The 25,912-nt window shown below is 46.9% G+C and carries 16 protein-coding genes and 1 other annotated feature; of the genes, 6 read left to right on the top strand and 10 right to left on the bottom strand.

Features of this window, described 5'->3' with window-relative positions; translation table 11 throughout:
* Positions 1–57: 57 nt before the first annotated feature.
* Both ung and nfo read right to left on the bottom strand, forming a co-directional pair.
* On the bottom strand, positions 58–753 hold the full coding sequence (gene ung / locus QWZ05_RS15800; RefSeq protein ID WP_264877989.1) for a uracil-DNA glycosylase: 696 nt from the start codon (positions 751–753) through the stop codon (positions 58–60).
* A gap of 355 nt (positions 754–1,108) precedes the next feature.
* The gene (gene nfo, locus QWZ05_RS15795) at positions 1,109–1,981 is read right to left on the bottom strand and encodes a deoxyribonuclease IV (RefSeq protein WP_264877988.1); all 873 of its coding nucleotides are present in this window, start codon (positions 1,979–1,981) and stop codon (positions 1,109–1,111) included.
* 326 nt (positions 1,982–2,307) lie between these two features.
* Here nfo and grcA point away from each other — a divergent pair, with 326 nt between their 5' ends.
* Positions 2,308–2,685, top strand: a complete 378-nt coding sequence (grcA, locus tag QWZ05_RS15790; protein WP_264877987.1) for an autonomous glycyl radical cofactor GrcA — start codon at positions 2,308–2,310, stop codon at positions 2,683–2,685.
* 271 nt (positions 2,686–2,956) lie between these two features.
* On the opposite strand, the gene thrC is transcribed toward grcA, so the two are convergent.
* From thrC to thrA, 3 genes are read right to left on the bottom strand one after another with little or no spacing between them, the layout of a single operon-like run.
* A complete protein-coding gene (gene thrC, locus QWZ05_RS15785) occupies positions 2,957–4,237 on the bottom strand; it encodes a threonine synthase (protein WP_264877986.1) in 1,281 nt (426 codons plus the stop codon).
* Positions 4,234–5,202, bottom strand: a complete 969-nt coding sequence (gene thrB, locus QWZ05_RS15780; RefSeq protein ID WP_264877985.1) for a homoserine kinase — start codon at positions 5,200–5,202, stop codon at positions 4,234–4,236. Before thrB ends, thrC begins: the two co-directional genes overlap by 4 nt.
* A 1-nt stretch (position 5,203) precedes the next feature.
* Positions 5,204–7,663, bottom strand: coding sequence for a bifunctional aspartate kinase/homoserine dehydrogenase I (gene thrA, locus QWZ05_RS15775; protein WP_264877984.1), 2,460 nt, complete (start codon positions 7,661–7,663; stop codon positions 5,204–5,206).
* Between the two features lie 30 nt (positions 7,664–7,693).
* Positions 7,694–7,813: a sequence feature (Thr leader region), on the bottom strand.
* Positions 7,814–8,145: 332 nt separating this feature from the next.
* Here thrA and QWZ05_RS15770 point away from each other — a divergent pair.
* On the top strand, positions 8,146–8,610 hold the full coding sequence (locus QWZ05_RS15770; RefSeq protein WP_264877983.1) for a hypothetical protein: 465 nt from the start codon (positions 8,146–8,148) through the stop codon (positions 8,608–8,610).
* 47 nt (positions 8,611–8,657) lie between these two features.
* On the opposite strand, the gene QWZ05_RS15765 is transcribed toward QWZ05_RS15770, so the two are convergent.
* Together QWZ05_RS15765 and QWZ05_RS15760 are read right to left on the bottom strand one after the other, a co-directional pair.
* On the bottom strand, positions 8,658–9,155 hold the full coding sequence (locus tag QWZ05_RS15765; protein WP_264877982.1) for a putative 4-hydroxy-4-methyl-2-oxoglutarate aldolase: 498 nt from the start codon (positions 9,153–9,155) through the stop codon (positions 8,658–8,660).
* A gap of 32 nt (positions 9,156–9,187) precedes the next feature.
* Entirely contained in the window at positions 9,188–9,580 is a 393-nt protein-coding gene (locus QWZ05_RS15760) for a DUF3293 domain-containing protein (RefSeq protein WP_264877981.1), read from the bottom strand.
* A 331-nt stretch (positions 9,581–9,911) separates the two neighbouring features.
* On the opposite strand from QWZ05_RS15760, the gene arcA reads away from it, so the two are divergent.
* Entirely contained in the window at positions 9,912–10,628 is a 717-nt protein-coding gene (gene arcA / locus QWZ05_RS15755; RefSeq protein WP_264877980.1) for a two-component system response regulator ArcA, read from the top strand.
* 113 nt (positions 10,629–10,741) lie between these two features.
* On the opposite strand, the gene QWZ05_RS15750 is transcribed toward arcA, so the two are convergent.
* The 3 genes from QWZ05_RS15750 to mnmL form a co-directional block, all read right to left on the bottom strand.
* Positions 10,742–11,188 (bottom strand): hypothetical protein, encoded by a 447-nt coding sequence (locus QWZ05_RS15750; RefSeq protein ID WP_264877979.1) that lies wholly within the window; start codon positions 11,186–11,188, stop codon positions 10,742–10,744.
* Positions 11,185–13,539, bottom strand: coding sequence for an aerobic respiration two-component sensor histidine kinase ArcB (arcB, locus tag QWZ05_RS15745; protein WP_290299354.1), 2,355 nt, complete (start codon positions 13,537–13,539; stop codon positions 11,185–11,187). Before arcB ends, QWZ05_RS15750 begins: the two co-directional genes overlap by 4 nt.
* Before the next feature lie 75 nt (positions 13,540–13,614).
* A complete protein-coding gene (gene mnmL / locus QWZ05_RS15740) occupies positions 13,615–14,553 on the bottom strand; it encodes a tRNA modification radical SAM protein MnmL/YtqA (protein WP_264877977.1) in 939 nt (312 codons plus the stop codon).
* Between the two features lie 558 nt (positions 14,554–15,111).
* On the opposite strand from mnmL, the gene gltB (QWZ05_RS15735) reads away from it, so the two are divergent.
* The 3 genes from gltB (QWZ05_RS15735) to gltB (QWZ05_RS15725) all read left to right on the top strand — a co-directional run bounded on the left by gltB (QWZ05_RS15735) (position 15,112) and on the right by gltB (QWZ05_RS15725) (position 25,896).
* Positions 15,112–19,650: a glutamate synthase large subunit gene (gene gltB, locus QWZ05_RS15735; RefSeq protein WP_290299352.1), complete on the top strand. Its 4,539-nt coding sequence runs from the start codon at positions 15,112–15,114 to the stop codon at positions 19,648–19,650.
* Positions 19,650–21,119, top strand: a complete 1,470-nt coding sequence (locus QWZ05_RS15730; RefSeq protein ID WP_264877975.1) for a glutamate synthase subunit beta — start codon at positions 19,650–19,652, stop codon at positions 21,117–21,119. The genes gltB (QWZ05_RS15735) and QWZ05_RS15730 overlap by 1 nt, the downstream gene beginning before the upstream one ends.
* Positions 21,120–21,432: 313 nt before the next feature.
* Positions 21,433–25,896 carry a glutamate synthase large subunit gene (gltB, locus tag QWZ05_RS15725; RefSeq protein ID WP_290299349.1) on the top strand — a complete coding sequence of 1,488 codons (4,464 nt, stop codon included), beginning with the start codon at positions 21,433–21,435 and terminating at the stop codon, positions 25,894–25,896.
* Positions 25,897–25,912 lie beyond the last annotated feature (16 nt).

Here is a 25,912-nt window from a genome sequence, read left to right as displayed (position 1 = left end):
CAACTTTTGATTGACTGCGTTCAATATTTGCACAATTCGTTCGGGCAATGTGAAGGGTCAGAACCCCAGACTAAGTTGCTCATCAAGAGAGAAAGGTAAGAGCCAATTCACTGCTACTTTACCTTGCTGCTCAAGTAATGCGTTGGCCTTAGAAAAATGCTGACATCCCAAGAACCCTCGATGTGCCGAAAGAGGTGACGGATGAGGCGCACACAACACATGATGCTTATCGGTATCAATAAAGCGCCCTTTTTTCTGTGCATGGGCCCCCCAAAGCAAGAACACGACACCGCTTTGCTGCTGATTAATCGCCTCAATCACCTTATCAGTAAAGGTCTCCCAGCCACATTTCGCGTGAGAGTGCGCCTTGCCCTGCTCAACCGTAAGCACGGTATTCATAAGCAAAACACCTTGTTCAGCCCAGCTCTGGAGATAACCATGCTGCGGCGTCTCAAAGCCGTCGATATCCTGCGCCAACTCTTTATAGATATTGACAAGAGATGGCGGCGTTTTAACCCCAGGTAGCACCGAAAAGCAGAGACCATGAGCTTGATTCGGGCCGTGATAAGGGTCTTGTCCTAATATCACAACCTTAATGTTGGTAAACGGCGTCGCTGTAAAGGCGCTAAATACCTCGTCTGATGGCGGAAAGATAGCTTTACCCGCGCTACGCTCCTTATCAACAAACTCTACTATTTGTTGAAAATACGGCTGCTGTTTTTCACCATCAATAATCTCTGTCCAGGTCGTCATGCTGATCCTTCGTGTGTTCAATTCTAAAGCGAATTGTAACGCGAAGCGCCGAGCAAATCATTGCCTAGACAGTATCAAATACAGAGAGTCGCTGAATGATTGTGTTATGCCAAACAAGTCGGCTTATCGCCTTGAACGCTGTGGAGTACGGTAGTGACCGCGACCGGTAACTTGACGGTTAGGCACCGCCACTCGGTGCATTGAAGATGTGGTGCGTGGTGAAGAAAATCTGGCTGCTGTCATACTACTCTCTCCTAAATAACAGTGGCGTTTTGAGTGCTGAGATGCACACTCACTTTCTAGTTCACAAAAAGAGATGAAAGAACAATGCCAACTTTAGCGCACCACACAAAAATTAATTTTGGCGTCCCTCACGTATTGCACAAATCTCTTGAGGCCAACGCTCAGAGTCAATCGTTTCAAGGATTAACGGCATCTCATCAAAACGTTCATCTTGTGAAATGTAATCAAAACATGCCCAGCCGATATGCCCTTCTCCCAAAGAGTGATGTCTATCAACACGACTACCTAGCGGCGTTTTTGAATCATTAATGTGCATTGCCTTAAGAAAGTGCATCCCCACAACGCGATCAAACTCGGCAAACGTCTCTTCACACGCTTGATGGCTACTTAAATCATAACCCGCAGCAAATAGATGACAGGTATCAAGGCAGACCCCAACTCGGCTTTTATCTTTCACCCGTTCGATAATATAGGCTAGATGCGCAAAATCGCAGCCAAGGTTAGAGCCTTGCCCCGCGGTATTCTCGATAACAGCAACCACGTTTGGCACCTGTTCATGCGCTAAGTTTATAGACTCAGCAATAAGATCGAGACACGCTTCTTCCGTTATCTGTTTGAGGTGACTACCCGGATGAAAATTCAATAGCGTTAAACCTAATTGCTCGCATCGCTCCATCTCTTCGATAAATGCTGCGCGCGACTTCTCAAGCTTTTCGGCTTCTGGGTGCCCTAAGTTAATCAGGTACGAGTCATGAGGGAGAATATGTCCGGCCGTAAAGCCATAGTTCTCACAGCGCTGCTTAAAAAGACGAATGGACTCTGACGTAAGAGGCTTGGCGACCCACTGACGCTGATTCTTAGTAAAGAGGGCAAACGCGTTTGCCCCAATCTCTTTTGCTCGCATTGGGGCGTTTTCAACTCCGCCTGCCGCAGAGACATGAGCACCGACCCATTTCGAGTTTTGAGGGATTTTTGTTCCTGACATTTGATCTCTCTAAAATTACATGGCAAATGAATGACACGCCTGATAGCGGTCAATCATCATATTGGAAAGCACGCAAATGTAGTAAAATTACTACAAAATAGGCATTTAACTATTTTTTAAGGTTTAAAATCTCGTTTAAACCCTATGCTATACGAGGTTTTATTGATTTAAAACAAAAAATCAAACTTAAAAAAGATGTGGTTTTTTGTTGTTTTTTGACTTAAATCAATATTAAAATAGTGGTTATCAGCTATATAATACGTAGCTCAACAAGAATTCTGAAAACAAACATCAAAAATTTCCACAAAGTGGACTAGGAGAAAGTCATGATCCAAGGTATTCAAATCACTAAATCAGCTAACGACGACCTACTAAACTCAATCTGGCTACTAGACAGCGAGACTAACGAAGCACGCTGTGTTGTAGCAAGCACTGGTTTCGAAGCTGACCAAGTTATCCCAGCTGCAGACCTAGGTGAGTATGAGTCACGTGAAATTGCTATCGAAAAAGCACCACGCATCGAAGGTGGCCAACACCTAAACGTGAACGTTCTTAAGCGTGAAACTCTAGAAGATGCCGTTGCTCACCCAGAGAACTACCCACAGCTAACTATCCGTGTATCTGGCTACGCTGTACGTTTCAACTCTCTAACTCCAGAGCAGCAACGTGACGTTATCGCTCGTACATTTACAGAGTCTCTATAATTTTTAGACTGCTGTAAAACCAAATTGAAAACGGCGCTCATTGAGCGCCGTTTTTTTGTTGGGGTTTAAAAAGAAGGTAGAAGGTAGAAGAATACAGAGTTCAGATTACAGAGGTAAACGAAGCAATTCTGTATTCTGTATTCTGTATTCTGTATTCTGTATTCTGTATTCTGTATTCTGTATTCTGTATTCAAAAATACCCGAAGACTCCCATGATCGCTCACCTCCCGACAAGCGATCCTCTAGCCTTCCCCCTCCAACCTTCTTTCCCCTACTGCACTCTACGCAGCACTGCCTTCAACGCATCAAAGTCGTTCGCTAAATCTTCCGATAGCAGCTCCATTACCGCATGTTTAGCTAGTGGACCTGGCAGTTCAATATCTGAACCTAAGATATCATCCACCACTTCTTTGAATTTTGCGGGATGCGCAGTACACAAGAATAAACCTGTTTCACCTTCAGCCAGTTGCTCTTCCAGCACACGATAAGCGATTGCTCCGTGTGGCTCACAGAGATACCCAAGAGCATTCAGCGCTTTGACAGATTCAGCACTTTGCTCATCTGACACAGCTCCTTTGCCCAAGGTTTCTAAGCCCCACTCTTTAATGCGGCAAAGTTCTTCAATACGAGGCCAGTTGTTAGGCTGGCTCACATCCATCGCATTCGATGTGGTAGCAACCGTTGGTTTTGGTTCCCACTTGCCTGTTTCAAGATAGCGAGGAACAGTATCGTTGGCGTTCGTCGCAGCAATAAAGCGCTTAATTGGCAACCCTAATGCTTTCGCCAATAGGCCTGCCGTCAAGTTACCAAAGTTGCCACTTGGTACTGAAATCACTAAGTTTTCACGCTGTGCTTTGCTCAGCTGAGAAGCCGCTTCAAAGTAGTAACAGATCTGCGCCATTAAACGACTGATGTTGATAGAGTTTGCTGAGTTTAGGCCAATCTCTTCACGCAGAACTTGATCATCAAATGCCTGCTTAACAAGTGCCTGACAAGCGTCAAAGTCGCCGTCTATCGCCACTGTGTGAATATTTTTACCCAGAGTACAGAACAGCTTCTCTTGCAGTGGGCTGATCTTACCTTTTGGATACAAGATAACGACATTGATATCTTCCATGCCATAGAAAGCATGAGCAACTGCTGCGCCTGTATCACCTGACGTCGCGGTCAAGATAGTGATCTTGCCGCCATCCGATACTGCCGCAAGAGATTGCGCCATGAAACGACCACCGAAATCCTTAAATGCGAGCGTTGGACCATGGAACAGTTCCAATGCATAAACGCCATCTTTGACTTGCTTAATCGGTGCTGGGAATTGAAAAGCCGCGTCAACTAGGGCATTCACTTGCTCTGCTGGTAACTCATCACCAATCAACGCTGACAAGACTTTCGTGCTTCGTGATACGAAGTCTTCTGCTAATAAAGCATCAATATCATCAAACTTTGGTAGGTTTGACGGGAAAAATAGCCCTTGGTTACGACCTAAACCTTGGCGTACTGCTTGGCCAAAGGATACTTGTTCATCATTCTCTTTTATATTGTACAGCTTCATAGCTCACTTCCTGTTACTCTCGAACCCATCTGATCTAAACGGCAGATATGGACGAATCCTTCATCATTTTGTACGTAATTTTGTTCTAGCCAACGTGCTACTCGTTCAGCTACATCTTTGTCTTTACAAACACTAAACAGTGTTGGGCCACTGCCTGAGATACCTGTGGCTAGTGCGCCTGCACTCGCCGCATATTGCCTTGCCTGAGCAAAGCCTGGGAGTAGCTTTTCGCGATACGGCTCTGCGATAACGTCTTTAATCATCTTCGCAGCCAGCTCTGACTGACCAGAATGGCATGCATGAATAAAGCCTGCAAGGTGTCTGCCGTGCGCAATCACATCTTGGCGACGGTATTGCGACGGTAAAATGGAGCGCGCTTCCGCCGTTGAGACCTTGATCCCTGGATACGCCATTACCCAATGCCACTCTTCAAAGTTCGGTACAGATTGACTGATCACGCCCAGCTCTTCAAGCATCAACTGCAGGCCACCAAGGTAGCACGGTGCAACGTTGTCATAATGCACGCCACCAGAGATTTGACCTTCCATCTCGCCCATCAAAGCGAGTAGCTCCATCTCATCAAGTGGCTGATCATGGAAACGGTTTAAGGCATCTAAAGCCGCAACGATTGAGCATGCACTCGAGCCTAACCCCGAGCCTATCGGCATGTTCTTTTCCAGCGTCATCTCAACCGGCAGAAGGTCCACTCTTTTCTTCTCAAGCTCACGAGCAAACACTCGCCAGCAGTCATACACAATATTTTCTTGTGGGTTTTCTGGCAGCTTGTCAACAAACTGACCTGACGTGTGCAGCGCAAACGGCTCATCCCCCATCGTCACATGCACGCGGTCACCAAGAAGGGTACCATCTAACGGTGAGACTGCCGCACCTAAGACATCAAAACCGACACTCACATTACCAATAGAAGCAGGTGCATAAACGACAACATCTAGTCCACGACTCATATTAAACTCCTAGCTTCCAACCAAGTGTACGCATCACATCGGAGAACACTCCTGCAGCAGTCACTTCTGTACCCGCACCATAACCACGCAACACCAATGGAATAGGCTGGTAGTAACGACTGTAGAATGCCAGCGCGTTTTCACCATCCTTGATCTTAAACATAGGGTCGTTCTCATCCACTGCAGCAATACGTACCTTACAACGTCCATCGAGAATTTCTCCGACGTAACGCAGCACTTTGCCCTCTTCTGCCGCTTGAGCAGAGAGATCGCGGAAATAGGCATCTGCTTGTGGCAAACGAGCCATAAACTCATCAATAGAGCCCGAATCATCAAAACTTGGTGGTAGAGCTTGGTCGACTTCTACGTCTTCTAGTTCGAGGTTCATGCCTGCTTCACGAGCAAGAATAAGCAGCTTACGCGCAACATCCATCCCAGAAAGGTCGTCGCGAGGATCTGGCTCTGTAAAACCATTTTCTTTGGCGATATTGGTCGCTTCACTTAAGGTCATGCCCTCATCAAGCTTACCAAAGATGTATGAAAGCGAGCCTGACAAGATGCCATTGAACTTCTCTAGTTCATCACCTGCCGCAATTAGGTTTTGCAGGTTTTCAATCACAGGTAAACCTGCACCTACTGTTGTCTCATACATCAGCTTACGGCGTGAGCTTCTAGCCACATCACGCAGCTGATGGTAATAAGCCATACTTGCCGTGTTAGCTTTTTTATTTGGTGTCACTACATGGAAGCCAGCAGCAAGGAAATCAGCGTATTGATTTGCAATCTCTTCACTTGATGTACAGTCGACAAGTACCGGGTTGATGATGTGATTACGTTGAACATGTGCGGCAAGCGCAGCAACAGAGAAGCGCTCTGATACATCTTTCATGCGATCGCGCCAGCTTTCCAGAGGTAAACCATCTCCATCAAGCAATAGCCCTTTACTGTTTGCCAAGCCACAAACGCGAATCACAATCCCTTTATCAGCGAGTTTATCTTGCTGACGCTCAATCTGATCCACCAGCTCGCCACCAACGCCACCAACGCCAACAACAAATACGTCGAGGAAGTGCTTAGAATTAAACAAGTTCTCATGACACGCTTTGATTGCTTCGGCAATCTTATCTTCTGGAATAACCGCTGAAATTGCACGTTCAGAAGAACCTTGGGCAATCGCAACAATGTTGACGTTCACCTCAGCTAGAGAAGAGAAGAACTGTGATGCTACGCCACGAGATGTGCGCATACCATCACCCACCAGGGTTACAATCGCAAGATCATCAATAAATTCAACAGGCTCTAATAGCCCATCTTTTAGCTCGAGCTCAAAGCAATCAGAAAGAGCTCGCTCTGCTTTTAGTTTGTCATCAGACTCAATACAGAAACTGATGCTGTATTCTGAAGACGACTGAGTAATCAGCACAATCGATACACCTGCTGCTGACATCGCGCCAAAAACACGGCTCGCCATACCAACCATACCTTTCATGCCTGGACCTGATACGTTCACCATCAACAGGTCACTCAAGGTAGTTATACCCTTAATTGCGAGATTATCTTCTCCTGTATCTTGGCCGATCAGTGTGCCTGCACCTTGCGGGTTAAAGCTGTTTTTGATTAAACAAGGGATATGGAATTGAGCGATAGGGGCAATGGTTTTTGGATGTAACACCGAAGCGCCAAAATAGGAGAGTTCCATCGCTTCTTGGTAGCTAAGTGACTTCAACAAGCGGGCATCATCGACCAATCGAGGGTCGCAGTTATAAACCCCGTCGACATCTGTCCAGATCTCACAACAGTCTGCACGCAAGCAAGCAGCAAGGACAGCAGCTGAATAGTCAGAGCCGTTGCGGCCCAGCGTCACGAGTTCACCCTTATCATTGCCTGCTGTAAAGCCTGGCATGATATTAACGTGGCTCTTAGGTAGAGGCGCAGCTCTGAAGTTTTGTGAAGAGAGTTCCACATCCACCATCGCTTCAAGCGATGGGCCTTGTGCAATTAGGTAACTAACAGGGTCGATAAGGCTTGCCGCCTGACCTTTCGCTTCTAGTACCGCTTTCATCAGCTGCACTGAAGCTCGCTCACCCTTCGAGATGATTCGAGCATTAACGTTATCTGGGCACATACCCAGCAAAGCAATCCCATGAACGAACTGGCGAAGGTTCTCCATCGATTCAGCAACAACTGAACGAAAACCATCGCTATTTAGACTACCAATGGCGCCTTCAATGTCATTAAATAAACCAAGCAGTGAGGACTCCACCTCTTGAATTTGTTGGTCCACTTCACTGCCGTTCAGCGCCGCATCAATGACAGCCACTAGTTTATTGGTGGTTTTACCCGGTGCAGACAATACGACAGCCACTTCTTCTTGCTGTGCATTGTTGGCAATGATATCAGCCGCTCGTAAAAAACGATCCGCATCGGCTAATGATGAACCTCCAAACTTTAATACTCGCATCCCTTCACTCCAAATGGTCAATTTTGGTTATAAAAAAAGGCCTGTATCGGTTGGGATACAGGCCTTTTCTTGAAATTTCTTTCGTTCAGCAGCCTGCCCCAACAGTCATAATGTCGGTAATAATCGTGGTTGTGGTGATTAGGCTGTGTTGCATTAACATAGTGGTGATTTCGTCAACATTTCCATGAACTTTACTTATGAGTACCGTACTTTTAAGGGGGAAGTCAATCGTTTATTTGCCACAACGGCCAAATAGGCTGATTTTAAACACTTTTTACGACCTTACTCGGTTTGAACCAAGTTTAAAACCAGAGAGAAAAATGAAATCCGCTCCATTTTCGTTTCACTGACGTAACATCAATTTGTGCACTCGTGCCAACTTTATTCCCAAGTCACCCGCTTTTTTTACAATTTCATAGTCGGCTATCCTAAACTGTGCTTTACTAGTTATGCAGTGGGATAGGAAATCAAGGAGAATAAAAATGCGTAAACTTACGTCGCTTTTTTGCGTGCTTTCTTGTGCCCTATCGACAACGGCTTGGGCGGTAGAATTACCTAAGCTGCCAGCCAACGCTTCTGCATCAAATCACAAAATCTTCGTCAATAGCCACTCATCGCAAGCATACAGTCAATCAATGAGCCTCGAGAGTGGTTATGCCTACAGTATTTTTGACAACTTCGATGTCTATGTCGGGGCTCGACTCAATGAAAAAGATAACGGCTTCTTGAGTGGCGTGAGCTATTCCGTCTCTGACCGTATCTCAGTACGCGGTAGCCTTCATAGCTACAAAGACGTTGAGCAAGGTGAGCGCAATGAAACGGAGCAAGGCCTATCTGCTGAGCTCACCAGTCGTTTGCGTTTAAGCGAGAATATCGATGTGCATGCCACCCTTGATTATCAAGAGTGGCAGAGCGGAGTAGAAGTCGGACTGGGTTTCCGATTCTGATTGAGTTAGGTAGCGCTATACGCTAAAACTAGCGCTATTTACCGTAACTAATTGAACACGCGATTTAAATCAAGCTCCTGCTCAGCAATCAAAATGCCGTTCCAATCTGCATAGATATGATCACCAGGTTGAACCATGTAGTTCTGCATCGTGATGGTGACATTCACCTGGCCAAGACCTCGCTTTTCGGTCTTAAACGGACAAGCAGCCAAGGCTTTAACGCCTAGATCCATCTCTGCTAAAGCAGCAACATCACGCACCGCTCCGTAAACAATGATGCCTTCCCATCCATTTTCAATCGCAAGGATCGCTAATTCATCACCCAGTAGTGCTTTTTGACAAGAACCATTACCATCAACAAACAGTACTTTACCGTGTCCAGGCTGAGATAATACCTCTCGTACTTTGGAGTTATCGTGATAGCAACAAATTGTTACAACTTCTCCCCAAAACGCACTTCGTTGACCAAAGTTCTGTAAAGGCAGATCCAGCAGCTTTACCTGTTCAAAGTAGTGGTCACAAATATCTGGCGTAATATCTTTCATACATCCTCCATGAATCAAATAACAAATCCTTTTTAAGGCCAAAAATCCTTCAGTTCTCCGATATAAATTGGCTGTTTATCAGCACAATAAACAAGGTTAACCTGTTGATCTTTTACCCAATAAATCGCATTTTGTTGGTATTTTTCGGCGAGAAGCAATCCCTCTTTCAAACTAAGAAATACCCAATAAGACTCCTCAAACCAATTGTCTTTTTCATTTCCAACCAATAGCTTACAGAAATATCGAGCTTCCAACTCTTTCTGTAATAACTGATTTCTCTTGGCGTTTTCTGCGTCTGGCAATCGTAGACTGTGGGGGTTCCAAGCTGTAATGATGACCGCAGATTGATCGCTCAATTGTGCTTGTTCATCATTTGGTAACTTAAAGCACACATTTACATAAGCATTCAGCAGTGGTCTTTCCATATTCATTACCATTCTTTATAGCGCGTGGCGATTTTGATTGATATTACTTAACAGTTGACTATTGACTCAAATCAAAAAAATGCAGGAATTTAACATCTAGGCATTGTTAGAATGCTGTTAAATCTATAGAATCCGCTCATCATAATCTGGCAGGAATGACCACTCGTTTGTCAAACCTACAGAATACAAAGGCTCCATGGATGGCGGACCGCCAAAGAGCATGTTTTTTTAACAACTTTGGTTTATTATTAGCAATTAGTAGATTACCTGTTAATCAATTGCTTATTTTTTATTTTTAGCATTTATATATAGACAAGTTTAGGAACCGCCAATGCAGACTCCGCAGATTCTTATCGTTGAAGATGAGCAAGTGACTCGCAACACGTTAAAGAGTATTTTCGAAGCAGAGGGATATGCTGTTTTTGAGGCAAGTGATGGTGAAGAAATGCACCAAGTGCTTTCAGCGCATCGCGTCAACCTCGTCATCATGGACATTAATCTACCTGGTAAGAACGGTCTTCTTTTAGCTCGTGAACTTCGTGAACAAGCAAACATCGCTCTTATGTTCTTAACAGGCCGCGACAATGAAGTGGACAAGATCCTAGGTCTAGAGATTGGTGCAGACGACTACATCACTAAACCTTTTAACCCACGTGAACTGACTATCCGTGCTCGCAACTTGCTAAGCCGTTCAATGAACGCTGCAGCTGCACCTGAAGAGAAGCGTGCGGTAGAGAAATACACGTTCAACGAGTGGGTACTTGATATCAACAGCCGCTCGCTTGTCAGCCCTGCTGGCGAAAGCTACAAGCTACCACGCTCTGAGTTCCGTGCACTGCTGCACTTCTGTGAGAACCCGGGCAAGATCCAAACTCGTGCCGATCTTCTTAAGAAAATGACTGGTCGTGAGCTTAAGCCACACGATCGTACGGTTGACGTAACAATCCGTCGTATCCGTAAGCACTTTGAGTCGGTATCAGGTACACCTGAGATCATTGCGACGATCCACGGTGAAGGCTACCGTTTCTGTGGTGAACTTGAAGACTAATTAACCGTCTCTACTTTACTCACACGAGTTAGAAAAAGTTACACGAATAAGAAAAGCGCTGGTCAATGACCAGCGCTTTTTGTTTGATACGTATTGAGCATCTCGTTACTAAATTAGTAGACCACCTCAATCGCTACACCCTTCTCGGCGACAAAACTCTGTTTACCTTCTTCTGTAAAGTAAACAACAACATCAACGGTTTTGTTCTCATCCAATTCAATTGGCAGAGCGAAAGCGGCCTCCCACTGATTTTCACTATGACTGCGCAACTCAAACTGCTGCTGATCGATAAGGTATGTTTCTTTTGCCTGATGCAACTCAACGCGGGTGATGTCTAACTCAGCAGAGAAACCCTCACTTTGCTCAAGCACTAGCGAACCATGAAGGTTCATTTCAGGTGCATCATCAATGGTTGGCATCTTATTGAACCAAAGCGCACTCTTTAGATCTATCGACTGGTTGTAAGCCGCCTCTTGCGCACTGGACGCATCATTGTTACTCACCGACTGGCATCCAAATAGCGCTGCTGACGCCACAGCTAACGCGATCGCTTTCTTCATTTTGATTCCTTCTCCGCTAGCCACTGCTTAAGAATGGCTATATTGTTCTTATATTCCGATTTAATCTTGCCCACCCACTCATCAATATTCTCTGACCAAGCTGGGAAATCAGGGGTTTGCGCTTTTTGCGCCACACCTTGAATGTATTTAAGTCCGACAGAGCCCGCAGCACCTTTAATTTTATGCGCCTCTGAAACTATGCCTTTCTTATCTTTTGCCGTCATGTTCGAGTCGAGAATATTGATATATTCGGGCATCATTTCTTCAAACATTTTTACACTGTCGAGCACCGGCTTTGTCCCAACGATGTCAATGTACGAGTTCAGCATCTCGAGATCGAGCATCTCATCATATTGACTGCTATCAAAGGTGGAAAGTTCCGTTGCCACTGGCGGTTGACACTCTGGCTGCACCTCTTGTTGGAAACAGAAATGCGTAATGACGTGATGAATCGCCGCGACAGACAGTGGCTTACTGATCGCATCATCCATCCCGTTATTCAGATACTCTGTTTTGTCTTTGATGACATTGGCCGTCAAGGCTACAAGAGGCGGTAAACATGCGTATTGACTGCGTAAAGTCGTTGCGATATCAAAGCCGCTCATATCTGGCAGTTGGATATCGAGAAGTACCAGATCATAGTCAGCTGGGGTGAAGCGCTTAAGGGCTTCCTCTCCCGTCATTGCAACCGTCACTTGATGACCCAAGCTTTCCAATAATGAACGTGCTACGGTGACATTGAGCTCAATATCTTCAACCATAAAGATGTTCAAGCTACGTTGCTCGAGCACCTCGACAGGCTGCTCTTGTGGGGCTTGAGCTAAAGGCACTTCAATATCGATAGTAAAAGTACTGCCAAAGCCCTCTTCACTCGATACTGTAATATCGCCATTCATCATATTCATCAGCAACTTTGAAACGGCGAGTCCAATGCCTGTTCCCACCGCATGTAGGTTGTCTTTGCCACTTTTCACTTGATAATACATAGCAAAGATCTTTTCGAGCTCTTTCTCTGGGATACCGATACCCGTGTCTTCAATCTCTATCGTAATATGTGCCATCTCAGCCGATTGAGACGCACTGACGTTCATGACAACTCCACCTTCTTTAGTGAACTTCATCGCATTGCTAATGAGATTCCACAAGACCTGCCTCAAGCGCGTGCCATCGATTTCAATCATATGAGGTAAATCAGTCAGACGCTCAAGGTCAAAGCGTAGGTTCTTTTGCTCAGCCATCAAAGCGGCAATACTTTCTATTTCAACCACAAAATCTTCAAAATTGACAGGGGCTGGCAATAGCTCCAACTTACTGCGGTCAAACTTGTCCATATCAATAATATCGTTAAAGATATTGCCCAATGTCACTGCACTGACATTGATGGTCTGTAGGTGCTTACGCTGCTCACTATTAAGCTGAGTATCTAGCAGCATACGACTGAGACCGACAATACCATTTAGGGGAGTACGCAGTTCGTGGCTAATGGTGGATATAAAAGTGGTTTTATCTCGGCTCGCTTTCTCTAAAGACTCTTCGTGACGCTTACGTTCCGTAATATCTCGGCCAAAACCAACCAGACCCAAATGGCGACCACTCTTGCTATAGAACGGCACTTTACGCAATTCAAAGTAAGCTTTGCGTCCATCTGGGTACTCTAGCCACTGTTCATAGGTGATAGGCTTGTTTTCTGAGAAGACTTTTTGGTCGGTATCGACAATATACTTTGCTGTATCCTTGTCATACACATCCCAAGGGGTTAATCCCACCAGCTCTCGTTCGGATTTACCAATCAACTCTTCCATCGCTCGGTTACATCCAGAGAACAGCCCTTCAGAGTTGCGGTAGTAGATAAGATCAGGAGAGGTATCGATAAAAGAGCGCAGCAGCGCGGTACGCTCTGCCAACTCTAGCTGAGTTCGCTCACGCTGATACACCTCATTTTCAAGGTCTTGAATTGCCTCTTCGCGCGCTTCTTCTGCGCGAACTCGCTCTTCAATCTGCTGGTTTAGTTTGGCAACGTTTTGCTGCAATTGATAATTCAGCTCTTGATCTCGGCTACGCATATCTTTGAGCTTAGAGACCAGCTTGGCTAATCGCTGACGAGACTCCTCTAGTTGATCGACAACCACTGATAGGAAGTAGACCGCCCAGGGAGTAATAAGAAGACCGAAGAACACGGAACGGACGATATCAAGATCATCCACATTGCCTTCGAAAAAGAGCGTGATGCCCACCTGAACGACCACCGCAAGGGCGACCAATGCGATAGCCAACAACATAGAAAAACGGACAATGCCAAGCCTAACCAGTAGATCAACATAATACTGGGCAAGTCCTTTTATTTGCTTCATTAACGACTCCGAACCTAAAAGCACTGTCGGCTAATGTAACACTGTGCAAGTTAGGTTCAATATATTCGTTAATGTTTAGTTTTTTACTGGAGGCTGATACACAAAAGGACGGTCAATCAAGCTCCCCTGAGGGCCGAGCTTATCTAACGAACGACCGATTTCGGTCATCGCGAGCCAACGGTTCTCACACCATAACGGTGAAAGCAGTGTTGGACGACGAGCTGAGGAAGAGACACGATGGAACACTACCTCTGGAGGCGTCATACGGATCATCTCTGATGCGGTCTCAACATACGTTTCAAGCTCAGGGGCTTCTAGGCGCCCTGCTCGCCATGCTTTTGCCATCGTACTGCCTTCAACGATATGCAGCCCGTGCAGTTTTATACCGTCAGTCCCTACCGAGAGCACCTTTTCGAGGGTTTCGATATTGTCTTTGTGTGTCTCTTTTGGCAGGCCAACAATTAAGTGTGTGCACACTTTGATACCAAGCGCGCGTGCTTTCTTGGTCATCTCTTTATAGCACTCAAAGTCATGGCCACGATTAATGCGTTTCAGTGTGTCGTTGTTTGCAGTCTGCAAGCCAAGCTCAAGCCAGATTTCGTAGCCTTGTTCGACATAGTCCGCCAATAGCTCAAGCACAGCCTGTGGAACACAATCAGGGCGAGTACCAACACACAAACCGACGATATCTGCTGATGAGATAGCCTCTTCATACATATTCTTGAGAACTTGGACTTCAGCATAGGTATTGGTATACGCCTGAAAATACGCAAGATACTTCTTGGCACGTTTCACTTCACCAGCGCGGTCTTGAAGTTGCGAGTGAATCGACTGCTGTTGGGTTTCTTCATCAGCAAACGAGGCTACGTTGCAGAATGTACACCCGCCACGGCCTATCGTGCCATCACGGTTTGGGCAACTAAAGCCACCGTGTAGCGTTAGCTTATGAACTTTTTCACCATATCTGCGTTGCAGGTCTTGGCCGATAGTGTTGACGAGTTCGTGTAATTGCATCATTTCACCTGTTAATAAATCTCAGTTCGATTTATGAAAGTAAATTACATCCCTGCAAGCGAAGGTCGCGCATAATACCACCAGCGTAAGAAAATGAGGATAGCTGATAGAAATAAATATTCATCTCAGCATTGATTTGAGCCATTGTTACTCAGTTGTTGCGACTTTTGTGCCACTTTTATGACAAATATTTTGTGTGCTAGAGCCAGTTTTGATTGCCAAACTCCTACTCAAGATTGTAGGATACTTACACGTTTCCGATAATTTTGTAATTTGACAGACAAGATTAAAAGACGAAATGTATGGTAGATACTGCAACCCACCTATATAAATCACTAGAAAGTGATAAATAATCTAGCAATATCTCCAAGGATTGTTTTTCTCGCAAAATTATTCCTGCGAGTAGCGGAATGGAATCAGGCTGCCTACTTGGCGGTTGATAATCATTATTAAAAGGAATCGACCACTCTAAACCGATAAGACGGCCCTGTCTCCAACATACCGAGCAGGCAAACGTTTGGCTGAGTGCGTCCGTTAAGAAACTGGAAGGATGTATCTATGGTAGATAGAGAGCAAAGTGCACAGGGTCTTTATACTCCGGAGTTGGAGCATGATGCCTGTGGTATCGGTTTTGTTGCTCACCTAAAAAACCGTAAATCACATGATGTAGTGACACAAGCACTGGATATGCTTGCTCGTATGGAACACCGTGGCGGTCAGGGCTGTGACCCATGCTCTGGTGACGGTGCAGGTATACTGCTACAAAAACCCCATGAATTCTTATTGGAAGAAGCCGTTAAGCTTGGAATCAAGCTGCCTTCTTTTGAGAAATACGGTGTCGGTGTTGTCTTGTTCCCGAAAGACGAGCACAAGCGTGCTCAATGTCGTGATATTTTGGAACGCAACGCGAAACGTTTAGAACTCGATGTTATTGGCTATCGCGTACTGCCAACCGATAACTCAATGATTGGTGCTGACCCACTCAGCACAGAGCCACAGTTTGAGCATGTGTTCATCTCTGGTGGCCCAAGCATCACACCTGAAGAGCTAGAGCGTAAACTCTACGTCCTGCGTAATTACACGGTTCGTGTTTGCCTAGAAAGCGTCTCTAACATTGGTGATGACTTCTACATCAACTCTATGTCATACAAGACATTGGTGTACAAAGGTCAGCTTACTACAGAGCAAGTACCTCAATACTTCCTCGATCTACAGAACCCAACAATGGTGACTGCTCTTGCGCTTGTTCACTCTCGTTTCTCAACGAACACCTTCCCTCGCTGGCGCCTAGCTCAGCCTTTCCGTTACATTGCACACAACGGTGAAATCAATACCGTTCGCGGCAACTTGAATTGGATGAAGGCACGCGAGGCAATTATCGAGTCTGACCTGTTTACTCAGGCTGAGATCGATATGCTACTGCCAATCTGTCAGGAAGGCAGTTCAGATTCATCTAACTTCGATATGGCGCTAGAGCTCCTAGTTCTCTCTGGTCGTAGCCTGCCACATGCGTTGATGATGATGATTCCTGAAGCATGGCAAGAAAACAAAAACATGGATCCAACACGTCGTGCGTTCTATCAATACCACGCTAACGTGATGGAACCATGGGATGGCCCAGCCTCTGTTTGTTTCACTGATGGCGTTCAAGTAGGTGCAACGCTTGACCGTAATGGTCTTCGCCCTTCTCGCTACACAGTGACAAAAGATGACTTCCTTGTAATGGCATCAGAGTCAGGTGTTGTGGAAATCGCACCAGAGAACGTCGAATACCGTGGTCGTCTGCAACCAGGCCGTATCTTCGTTGCGGATCTTGAACAAGGTCGCATCATCTCTGATGAAGAAGTGAAAGACGGTATCGCTTCTGCACAGCCATACGAACAGTGGGTTAAAGAGAATCTACTAAGTCTGAAGAAACTACCAGACGCAAGTAACGAATTCAGCCAACCATCGCCAGAAAAACTGCTGCACAAACAGCAAGCCTTTGGCGTGAGCTCAGAAGAAGTCAACGAAATCATTGTGCCTATGGCTAAAGATGGCAAAGAGCCGCTTTCTGCTATGGGCGCCGACTGGCCACTCGCGATTCTTTCGCATCAGTCACAGCATCTATCGAATTACTTCAAGCAGCTCTTTGCTCAGGTGACCAACCCACCTATCGACCCGATTCGTGAGCGTATGGTCATGTCTCTGAACACTTACCTAGGTAAAGATCAGAACCTGCTTGCAGAGTCTCCAGAGCACTGTCAAAAAGTCGAGCTTGAATCTCCAGTTCTGTCTAACTCTGAGCTAGAGAAACTACGTGCTATCGATAACGAGCACCTTCAAGCGAAGACACTGGATATTGTATTCCAAGCCAACGAAGATGAAGGGAAACTTGAGCGTGCGCTAAAACGTATTTGCCAATATGCCGAAGATGCCGTTGTTGATGGTTACTCAATCATCCTATTGACCGACCGCGCAACCAACTCTAACCACGCTGCAATTCCTGCGATGCTGGCGGTCGGTGCCGTTCACCACCACCTGATCCGTAAGGGTCTGCGTGCTAAGTGTGACATCGTCGTTGAGACGGGTGATGCGCGCGAAACACACCATTTTGCAACGCTGGTTGGCTACGGTGCAAACGCCGTGAACCCATACCTCGTCATTGAAACTATGGTTGAGCTTCAGCGTACGAAGAAACTGGATCCTGAAGCCAGCATTAAAGACCTATTTGAGAACTACCGTAACGCTATCAATGGCGGCTTATTGAAGATCTTCTCTAAGATGGGTATCTCTACGCTTCAGTCGTACCATGGTGCTCAAATCTTTGAAGCGCTGGGTATCAGCAAGTCTGTCGTCGATAAATACTTCACTGGCACTGTATCTCGTATTCAAGGTCTGACTATCGATGATATCGCGAAAGAAGTACTCGTGCGCCACCGCATCGGGTACCCTACGCGTGAAATCCCAGTTCAAGTTCTTGATGTTGGTGGTGTTTATCAGTGGAAACAGCGTGGTGAGAAACACCTGTTCAACCCTGAGACCATTTCACTGCTGCAACAGTCGACTCGTAATAAAGACTACGCTCAGTTTAAGCAATACGCGAAAGCGGTTGATGACCAAGGTGATAACGCAGCCACGCTACGTAGCCAGCTAGACTTTGTTAAAAACCCGGCGGGCTCTATTCCACTTGAAGAAGTTGAGCCAATCGAAAACATCCTCAAGCGCTTTGCGACGGGAGCGATGTCATTCGGCTCTATCTCCTATGAAGCACACTCAACTCTAGCGGTAGCGATGAACCGCATTGGCGCGAAGTCAAACTCTGGTGAGGGCGGTGAAGACCCTACGCGTTTCGAGCGTAAAGAGAACGGTGATTGGGAACGCTCTGCAATCAAACAGGTTGCTTCTGGTCGTTTCGGCGTAACGTCTTACTACCTGACCAACGCTGACGAGCTGCAAATCAAGATGGCTCAAGGTGCGAAACCAGGTGAAGGAGGTCAGCTACCAGGTGACAAAGTTGATGACTGGATCGGTGCAACTCGTCACTCGACTCCAGGTGTTGGGCTTATCTCTCCACCACCACACCATGATATCTACTCAATCGAAGATTTGGCTCAGCTCATCTACGATTTGAAGAACGCCAACCGCGCAGGTCGCGTAAACGTGAAGCTAGTATCAGAAGCCGGTGTTGGCACGATCGCATCAGGTGTTGCTAAAGCAAAAGCTGACGTCGTTCTTATTGCAGGTTTTGATGGTGGTACAGGTGCCTCTCCAATGTCGTCTATTCGTCACACTGGTCTACCTTGGGAGCTAGGTCTAGCGGAAACGCACCAAACGCTTCTAAAGAACGGTCTACGTAACCGTATCGTGGTTCAGTCTGATGGTCAGATGAAGACACCTCGTGACCTTGCTGTAGCGACACTACTTGGTGCTGAAGAGTGGGGCGTTGCAACAGCGGCACTGGTTGTTGAAGGCTGTATCATGATGCGTAAGTGTCATAAGAACACTTGCCCAGTGGGTATCGCAACTCAAAACAAAACGCTGCGTGAGCGCTTTGATGGCCGCGTAGAAGACGTTGTGACCTTCTTCCAATACATGGCTGAAGGCCTACGTGAAGTGATGGCTGAGCTTGGCTACCGCACTATCGATGAGATGGTCGGTCAATCACATAAACTGAAAGTTCGTGACGACATTCAACACTGGAAATACAAGAACCTAGATCTGTCTCCAGTGCTTCACATCGAGCAAGCTCGTGAAGAAGATGGTGTCTACAACCAAACACAGCAAAACCACAACCTAGAAAACGTTCTAGACCGTCAGTTGATACAAGCAGCAATCCCTGCACTTGAAAAAGGTGAAGCGGTGAATGCCGAGTTCCCTATCATCAACACGGATCGCAGCGCGGGTACGATGCTATCGAACGAAATCTCGAAAGTGTACAAAGATGCAGGTCTGCCACAGCCAATGAACGTTAAGTTCAAAGGTAGTGCCGGTCAGTCATTTGGTGCTTTCCTTGCCAAAGGCGTGAAGTTCGAGGTTGAGGGCGATGCTAACGACTACTGGGGTAAAGGCCTTTCTGGCGGTACGCTAGTGCTTTACCCAGATGCGAAATCAAGCATCGTTGCAGAAGACAACATTGTTGTTGGTAACGTATGTTTCTATGGCGCAACCTCAGGTGAGTCATTCATTCGCGGTATGGCGGGTGAACGATTCTGTGTTCGTAACTCTGGTGCCAAAGTCGTAGTTGAAGGCGTCGGCGACCACGGTTGTGAATACATGACCGGTGGTGTGGCTATCATCCTAGGCTCAACGGGTCGCAACTTTGCTGCGGGTATGAGTGGCGGTGTGGCGTATGTTTGGGATAAATCAGGTGACTTCGAGTCGAAACTGAACCCTGAACTGGTCGACCTAGACCCTATCGAGCAAGAAGATAAAGACTTACTACTCGACATGCTATCTAAGCATGTGGAATTCACAGGAAGTGAAGTTGCACAGTCTTTCCTGGACAACTTTGAAGCAAGCCTAGCCTCACTGGTTAAGGTGATGCCGCGCGACTACAAAGCGGTTCTTCAAAAGCGTAAGGCTGAGGCAGAGCAAGCAGAAGCGGAGGCAGTATAATGGGTAAGCCTACTGGATTTTTAGAGAACGGTCGTGAGCTTCCAAAGAAGCTCGACCCTTCAGTTCGTATCGAAAACAACAAAGAGTTCGTCCTTAACGAAGAGTTTGGTGACAAGATCAACACCCAAGCATCTCGTTGTATGGACTGTGGTGTGCCTTTCTGCCATAGCGGCTGTCCGATTGGTAACATCATTCCTGAATTCAATGACGCGGTTTACCGTGATAGCTGGGAAGAAGCGTGGAACATTCTAAGCTCCACCAATAACTTCCCTGAGTTTACTGGTCGTGTCTGCCCTTCTCCATGTGAGAGTGCGTGTGTATTGGGTATCAACCAAGACCCAATCACCATCTGTAACATTGAGAAGACCATCGTAGAAACAGCCTACCGCGAAGGTTATGCAAAACCAAAAACACCACGTTCTCGCAGTGGCAAGACCGTAGCAATCATCGGTAGTGGCCCTGCTGGCCTTGCAGCCGCTGAGCAGCTCAACAGCGCTGGTCACTCTGTGACGGTATTTGAGCGTGATGAAAAAGTAGGTGGCCTACTGCGTTTTGGTATTCCAGATTTTAAACTGGGTATGGATGTGATTGATCGTAAGATCAACCTAATGGCTGAAGCCGGTGTTGAGTTTAAGGTTAACCAACACATTGGTGTTGATGTGAATGCACAGCAGCTTCGTCAAGAGTTTGATGTTGTACTGCTAACAGGGGGCTCAACGGTTCCACGTGATCTTCCAGTTCCAGGTCGCGAACTGAAAGGCGTTCACTTTGCAATGGAGTTCTTAGGGCAAAACAACCGCCGTGCAAACGATATGGATCTGAAGGGTGAAGAGATTCACGCGAAAGATAAGCATGTTGTGGTAATCGGTGGTGGTGATACTGGCTCTGACTGTGTCGGTACATCTAACCGCCACAAGGCAGCAAGCGTGACTCAAGTAGAGATCATGCCGATTCCACCAGAGAAGCGACCAGCCAACATGCCTTGGCCTCAATACCCAATGATCATGAAGACCACCACTTCTCATGAAGAAGGTTGCGAACGTCATTGGAACATCCTGACAAAAGAGTTCATCGGTAACGATGAAGGTCAGGTAACAGGCCTACGTATTGCTGACATTGTATGGAAAGATGCCGCACCTGGTGAGCGTCCTACTTTTGAAGAAGTCGCCAATTCAGAGCGTGTCATTCCTTGTGATATGGCGTTCCTTGCGATGGGCTTCTTACACCCAGAGCCAACCGGTGTATTAGCGCAGCTCGACATCAAGCTTGATGATCGTGGCAACGTAGCAACCGATGGTTTTGCGACAAACCAAAAAGGCGTTTTCGCTGCCGGTGATATGCGCACAGGTCAATCTCTTGTCGTTCGTTGTATCAATGAAGGTCGTGAATGTGCTATCGCTATAGACAGTTACCTGATGGGTAACTCAAACCTAGAAGCGAAAGCCAATTCAATGATGCTTTCTGCATAATATAAAGATTCCTTCCAGTTAATTTTTGACCAGCCTTATGGCTGGTCTTTTTTCGTCTCTCGTTCTACCCACTCACATTTTGCGCAAATGAAATACTTGACCTCAATAGTCTCTAGTTATAGTTTGTTAAATCGACATTCATTTTGACAACATATTTATCACATAAATACGCACTCACAGTGAAAGTTTAGTCTTAATTCACGCACTAACCGATCACACACAGCGGACATTGAGTCTAAGGATACTGACTTTTCGCTCAAAGTAACCGCGAATGAAACCTGCATGGATGTAGGAAGCAAAGGGAGAGTTTGCAATGGCGTTATATGACCCCTCTTTAGAAAAAGATAACTGTGGCTTTGGCTTGATTGCTCACATGCAAGGTGAAGCCAGCCATAAGTTGGTTCGCACTGCCATCTCAGCACTGGATAGAATGACCCACCGCGGAGGCATTGCCGCCGATGGAAAAACCGGCGATGGCTGTGGTCTATTATTGCAAAAGCCGGACTCCTACCTACGCTTAGTTGCTGAAGATCAAGGCTTTAATCTCGCCAAACAATACGCTATTGGCATGCTGTTCTTAAGCCAAGATCCTGTAAAAGCCCAGTCAGCTAAAGACGTCATCAATCGAGAGTTGGCGCAAGAGACACTCACCATATCTGGCTGGCGTGACGTCCCAACTAACTCGGATGTTCTAGGGCCAATTGCCACGTATTCCCTGCCTAACATTCAGCAGGTGTTTGTTTCTGCTCCCGCAGGTTGGCGTGAAAAAGACATTGAACGCAGACTATATATTGCACGACGAAGAATTGAAAAACAGATATCCGATGATCCTGACTTCTATATCTGTAGCTTATCAACCCAAGTGATCGTGTATAAAGGGTTGTGCATGCCTGCCGATCTTCCGCGCTTCTATCTCGATCTTGCTGATCTGCGGATGGAAGCGGCGATCTGTTTATTCCATCAGCGTTTCTCCACCAACACTCAACCAAGATGGCCCCTCGCACAGCCTTTCCGTTACCTTGCTCATAACGGTGAGATTAATACTATTGAAGGCAACCGACAGTGGGCCCGTGCTCGTGCATATAAATTCGCCTCGCCACTGTTACCTGATTTACAAACTGCCGCTCCCTTCGTCAATGAAGTGGGATCTGATTCATCCAGTCTTGATAACATGCTCGATCTGTTCCTCGCTGGCGGCATGGACATCTTCCGCGCTATGCGCATGTTAGTGCCACCCGCTTGGCAAAATCACCCAGATATGGATGCCGATCTGCGTGCCTTTTATGACTTTAACTCTAAGCATATGGAGCCGTGGGATGGCCCAGCAGGCATTGTACTCTCAGATGGTCGTTATGCTGCCTGTAACCTAGACAGAAATGGGCTGCGTCCTGCCCGTTATGTGATTACGAAAGACAACCTCATCACACTGGCCTCAGAGGTCGGCATTTGGGATTACGCGCCAGATGAGGTTTCTAGAAAAGGTCGTGTCGGGCCAGGAGAACTGCTTGTCGTAGATACTAAGCAGGGCAAACTTTGGCTCTCAGAAGATATCGACAATGACCTCAAATCTCGCCACCCTTACAAAGAGTGGATGGATAATAACGTCCAGTCTTTAAAACCATTGAGCGCCCTACCAGACGATTGCGTCGGTGCTCGCAGCTTTGATGATACCCTGCTTGCTACCTACCAAAAACAGTTCGCCATGAGTAATGAAGAGGTCGATCAAGTGCTTCAGGTACTTGGCGATATGGGACAAGAAGCCGTCGGATCTATGGGCGATGACACCCCAATGGCAGTACTCTCGTCAAAAGAGCGACTCGTGACTGACTATTTCCGCCAAAAGTTTGCTCAAGTCACTAACCCTCCAATTGACCCACTTCGAGAGAAGCATGTGATGTCACTTACCACCAGCATCGGGCAAGAGATGAATGTCTTTTGTGAGACGGATGGGCATGCTCATCGCGTGACTTTTTCGTCACCGGTGCTGCTCTACTCTGATATGCAGCAATTACTCGAACTGGGTGATGAACACTACCGAAACACGATTCTCGATATTAACTATGACCCTGACGTCCACACACTAGAACAAGCGATTGTTTCACTGTGTGAAAAAGCCGAACAGGTAGTGCGTACAGGCACAGTGTTGATCGTGTTGTCCGACAGAGCGCTAGTCAAAGGTAAGCTACCTATACCAGCCGCCATGGCCGTTGGGGCTGTTCAACGCCGTCTGACAGACACCAACCTGCGTTGTGATGCAAATATTGTGGTTGAAACCGCAACTGCGCGTGACCCCCACCAGTTTGCGGTGCTGCTGGGTTTTGGCGCGACGGCCATCTACCCTTATTTAGCCTACGAAACCCTAGGGCGCGCAATCGATACGGGTGCGCTCGACAAAAGCTATCGTGAAGTAATGAGCAACTATCAAAACGGTATCAATAAAGGCTTATACAAAATCATGTCTAAAATGGGCATTTCTACCGTTGCCTCATATCGCTGCTCACAGCTGTTAGAAGCGGTTGGCTTACACCAAAGTGTGGTGGACTTATGCTTCAAAGGCGTCACCACCCGCATTCAAGGTGCAGACTTCGCTGATTTTCAGCAAGACTTGGCCAACCTCTCACGCAAAGCGTGGGCTAAACGTAAATCAATTGACCATGGTGGGCTTCTCAAATACGTACATGGCGGCGAATACCACGCCTATAATCCAGATGTGGTTGGCACGCTACAAACAGCCGTTAAATCAGGTGACAGCAATGACTATCAATCCTTTGCTAGCCAAGTCAATCAACGCCCAGCAGCGACACTTCGCGATCTCTTGCGTTTAAAAAGTGCGTCAACACCACTCCCACTAGAGAACATTGAGCCAACTCGAGAGCTATTCAAACGCTTTGACTCTGCGGCAATGTCGATCGGTGCACTGAGCCCAGAGGCTCACGAGGCACTCGCTATGGCAATGAATCGCTTAGGCGGATACTCAAACTCTGGGGAAGGAGGCGAAGACCCACGTCGTTTCGGCACAGATCGCAACTCACGCATCAAACAAGTCGCCTCTGGTCGCTTTGGTGTAACACCACACTATCTCACCAATGCAGATGTGTTGCAGATAAAAGTCGCCCAAGGCGCGAAACCCGGTGAAGGGGGGCAACTTCCGGGACATAAAGTCACGGCTGAAATCGCTAAGTTGCGTTACTCGGTTCAGGGTGTCACGCTGATATCGCCCCCACCCCATCACGATATATATTCGATTGAAGATCTCGCCCAGCTGATCTTCGACCTTAAACAGGTCAATCCCAATGCCCTTGTCTCCGTTAAGCTGGTGTCTGAGCCGGGGGTAGGAACTATTGCAACTGGAGTCGCAAAAGCCTATGCAGATTTGATTACTATTTCTGGCTACGATGGCGGTACTGCTGCAAGTCCCCTAACTTCAGTCAAATATGCAGGCAGCCCTTGGGAGCTCGGGCTTGCCGAAACACAGCAAGCCTTGGTGGCTAATGGTCTGCGTCACAAGATACGTCTGCAAGTCGATGGTGGGCTGAAAACGGGGCTAGATGTTGTGAAAGCGGCGATTCTTGGCGCTGAAAGTTTTGGGTTTGGCACTGCTCCTATGGTAGCAATGGGCTGCAAGTTTTTACGTATATGTCACCTAAACAACTGCGCAACGGGTGTCGCAACACAAGATGAAACACTGCGCCGTGAATACTTCAAAGGCTTGCCAGAGATGGTTGTTAACTACTTCACCGGATTGGCTGAAGAGGTGCGACAGCTGCTAGCCACACTTGGGGTTGAAAAGTTGACTGACTTAATTGGGCGCACCGATTTGCTCGAGGTAGTGGAGGGCTTCACTGCTAAGCAAACCAAATTGGACCTCACCGACATCATTGAGCAACCAATATCGCCAGACAACCATCCACTCTATTGGACTGAACCAAACGCGCCCTTCGATAAAGCAGCACTAAACCAAACAATTGTTGATGATGCGATCAATGCCATCGAGAAAAAACAGTCTATTAACCTGTTTTATCATGTCATCAATACCGATCGCTCAGTGGGTGCAAGACTCTCAGGCGAAATTGCCAAACGTTATGGCAATCAAGGCATGGCGACCTCTCCAGTCAAAATTCATCTAGATGGAACCGCTGGCCAGTCTTTCGGGGTATGGAATGCCGGAGGTGTTGAGCTGTACCTTACTGGTGATGCAAACGACTATGTTGGCAAAGGAATGGCCGGCGGTAAGGTTGTCATTAAGCCCCACCTTGGGACCGCGTTTAAATGTCATCAAGCCTCCATCATTGGCAACACCTGCTTATACGGTGCAACCGGTGGTAAGCTCTTTGCCGCAGGTCTTGCTGGTGAGCGCTTTGCCGTCCGAAACTCAGGAACCGTCGCTGTGATAGAAGGCGCGGGAGACAATGCCTGTGAGTATATGACGGGGGGTATTGTAGCGATATTAGGTGCAACTGGGGTTAACTTTGGCGCTGGCATGACCGGCGGTTTTGCCTATGTGATGGATAAAAATAACGACTTCACCGGCCGGGTTAACAATGAGTCTGTCGAGGCGCTGTCTCTCTCGGACCTTTATATCCATCAAGAGCACCTGCGTGGCCTAATAGTAGAGCACCTCGAAGAGACGGGCTCAGCTCATGCAGAAGAGATACTGGCAAACTTTGACGATTGGATCCCTCAGTTCTACCTCGTCAAACCCAAAGCCGCTGATCTCAACACCTTACTTGGGCATCAAAGCCGAAGTGCCGCTGAACTGCGCGTTCAAGCCCAATAGCCGTCAAGGAGGACGA

This window comes from Vibrio agarivorans (assembly GCF_030409635.1).
Taxonomy (GTDB): Bacteria; Pseudomonadota; Gammaproteobacteria; order Enterobacterales; family Vibrionaceae; genus Vibrio; species Vibrio agarivorans.
This window is presented reverse-complemented; position numbering and strand designations above follow the sequence as displayed.

Bases quoted from the DNA above. Each gene is read 5' to 3' on its own strand.
- thrB (WP_264877985.1), bottom strand. From the start codon at position 5,202: ATGAGTCGTGGACTAGATGTTGTCGTTTATGCACCTGCTTCTATTGGT.
- QWZ05_RS15765 (WP_264877982.1), bottom strand. From the start codon at position 9,155: ATGAAAGATATTACGCCAGATATTTGTGACCACTACTTTGAACAGGTA.
- gltB (WP_290299349.1), top strand. From the start codon at position 21,433: ATGGCGTTATATGACCCCTCTTTAGAAAAAGATAACTGTGGCTTTGGC.
- thrA (WP_264877984.1), bottom strand. From the start codon at position 7,663: ATGCGAGTATTAAAGTTTGGAGGTTCATCATTAGCCGATGCGGATCGT.
- ung (WP_264877989.1), bottom strand. From the start codon at position 753: ATGACGACCTGGACAGAGATTATTGATGGTGAAAAACAGCAGCCGTAT.
- gltB (WP_290299352.1), top strand. From the start codon at position 15,112: ATGGTAGATAGAGAGCAAAGTGCACAGGGTCTTTATACTCCGGAGTTG.
- QWZ05_RS15760 (WP_264877981.1), bottom strand. From the start codon at position 9,580: ATGGAAAGACCACTGCTGAATGCTTATGTAAATGTGTGCTTTAAGTTA.
- QWZ05_RS15750 (WP_264877979.1), bottom strand. From the start codon at position 11,188: ATGAAGAAAGCGATCGCGTTAGCTGTGGCGTCAGCAGCGCTATTTGGA.
- mnmL (WP_264877977.1), bottom strand. From the start codon at position 14,553: ATGCAATTACACGAACTCGTCAACACTATCGGCCAAGACCTGCAACGC.
- QWZ05_RS15730 (WP_264877975.1), top strand. From the start codon at position 19,650: ATGGGTAAGCCTACTGGATTTTTAGAGAACGGTCGTGAGCTTCCAAAG.
- thrC (WP_264877986.1), bottom strand. From the start codon at position 4,237: ATGAAGCTGTACAATATAAAAGAGAATGATGAACAAGTATCCTTTGGC.
- arcA (WP_264877980.1), top strand. From the start codon at position 9,912: ATGCAGACTCCGCAGATTCTTATCGTTGAAGATGAGCAAGTGACTCGC.
- QWZ05_RS15770 (WP_264877983.1), top strand. From the start codon at position 8,146: ATGCGTAAACTTACGTCGCTTTTTTGCGTGCTTTCTTGTGCCCTATCG.
- arcB (WP_290299354.1), bottom strand. From the start codon at position 13,539: ATGAAGCAAATAAAAGGACTTGCCCAGTATTATGTTGATCTACTGGTT.
- nfo (WP_264877988.1), bottom strand. From the start codon at position 1,981: ATGTCAGGAACAAAAATCCCTCAAAACTCGAAATGGGTCGGTGCTCAT.
- grcA (WP_264877987.1), top strand. From the start codon at position 2,308: ATGATCCAAGGTATTCAAATCACTAAATCAGCTAACGACGACCTACTA.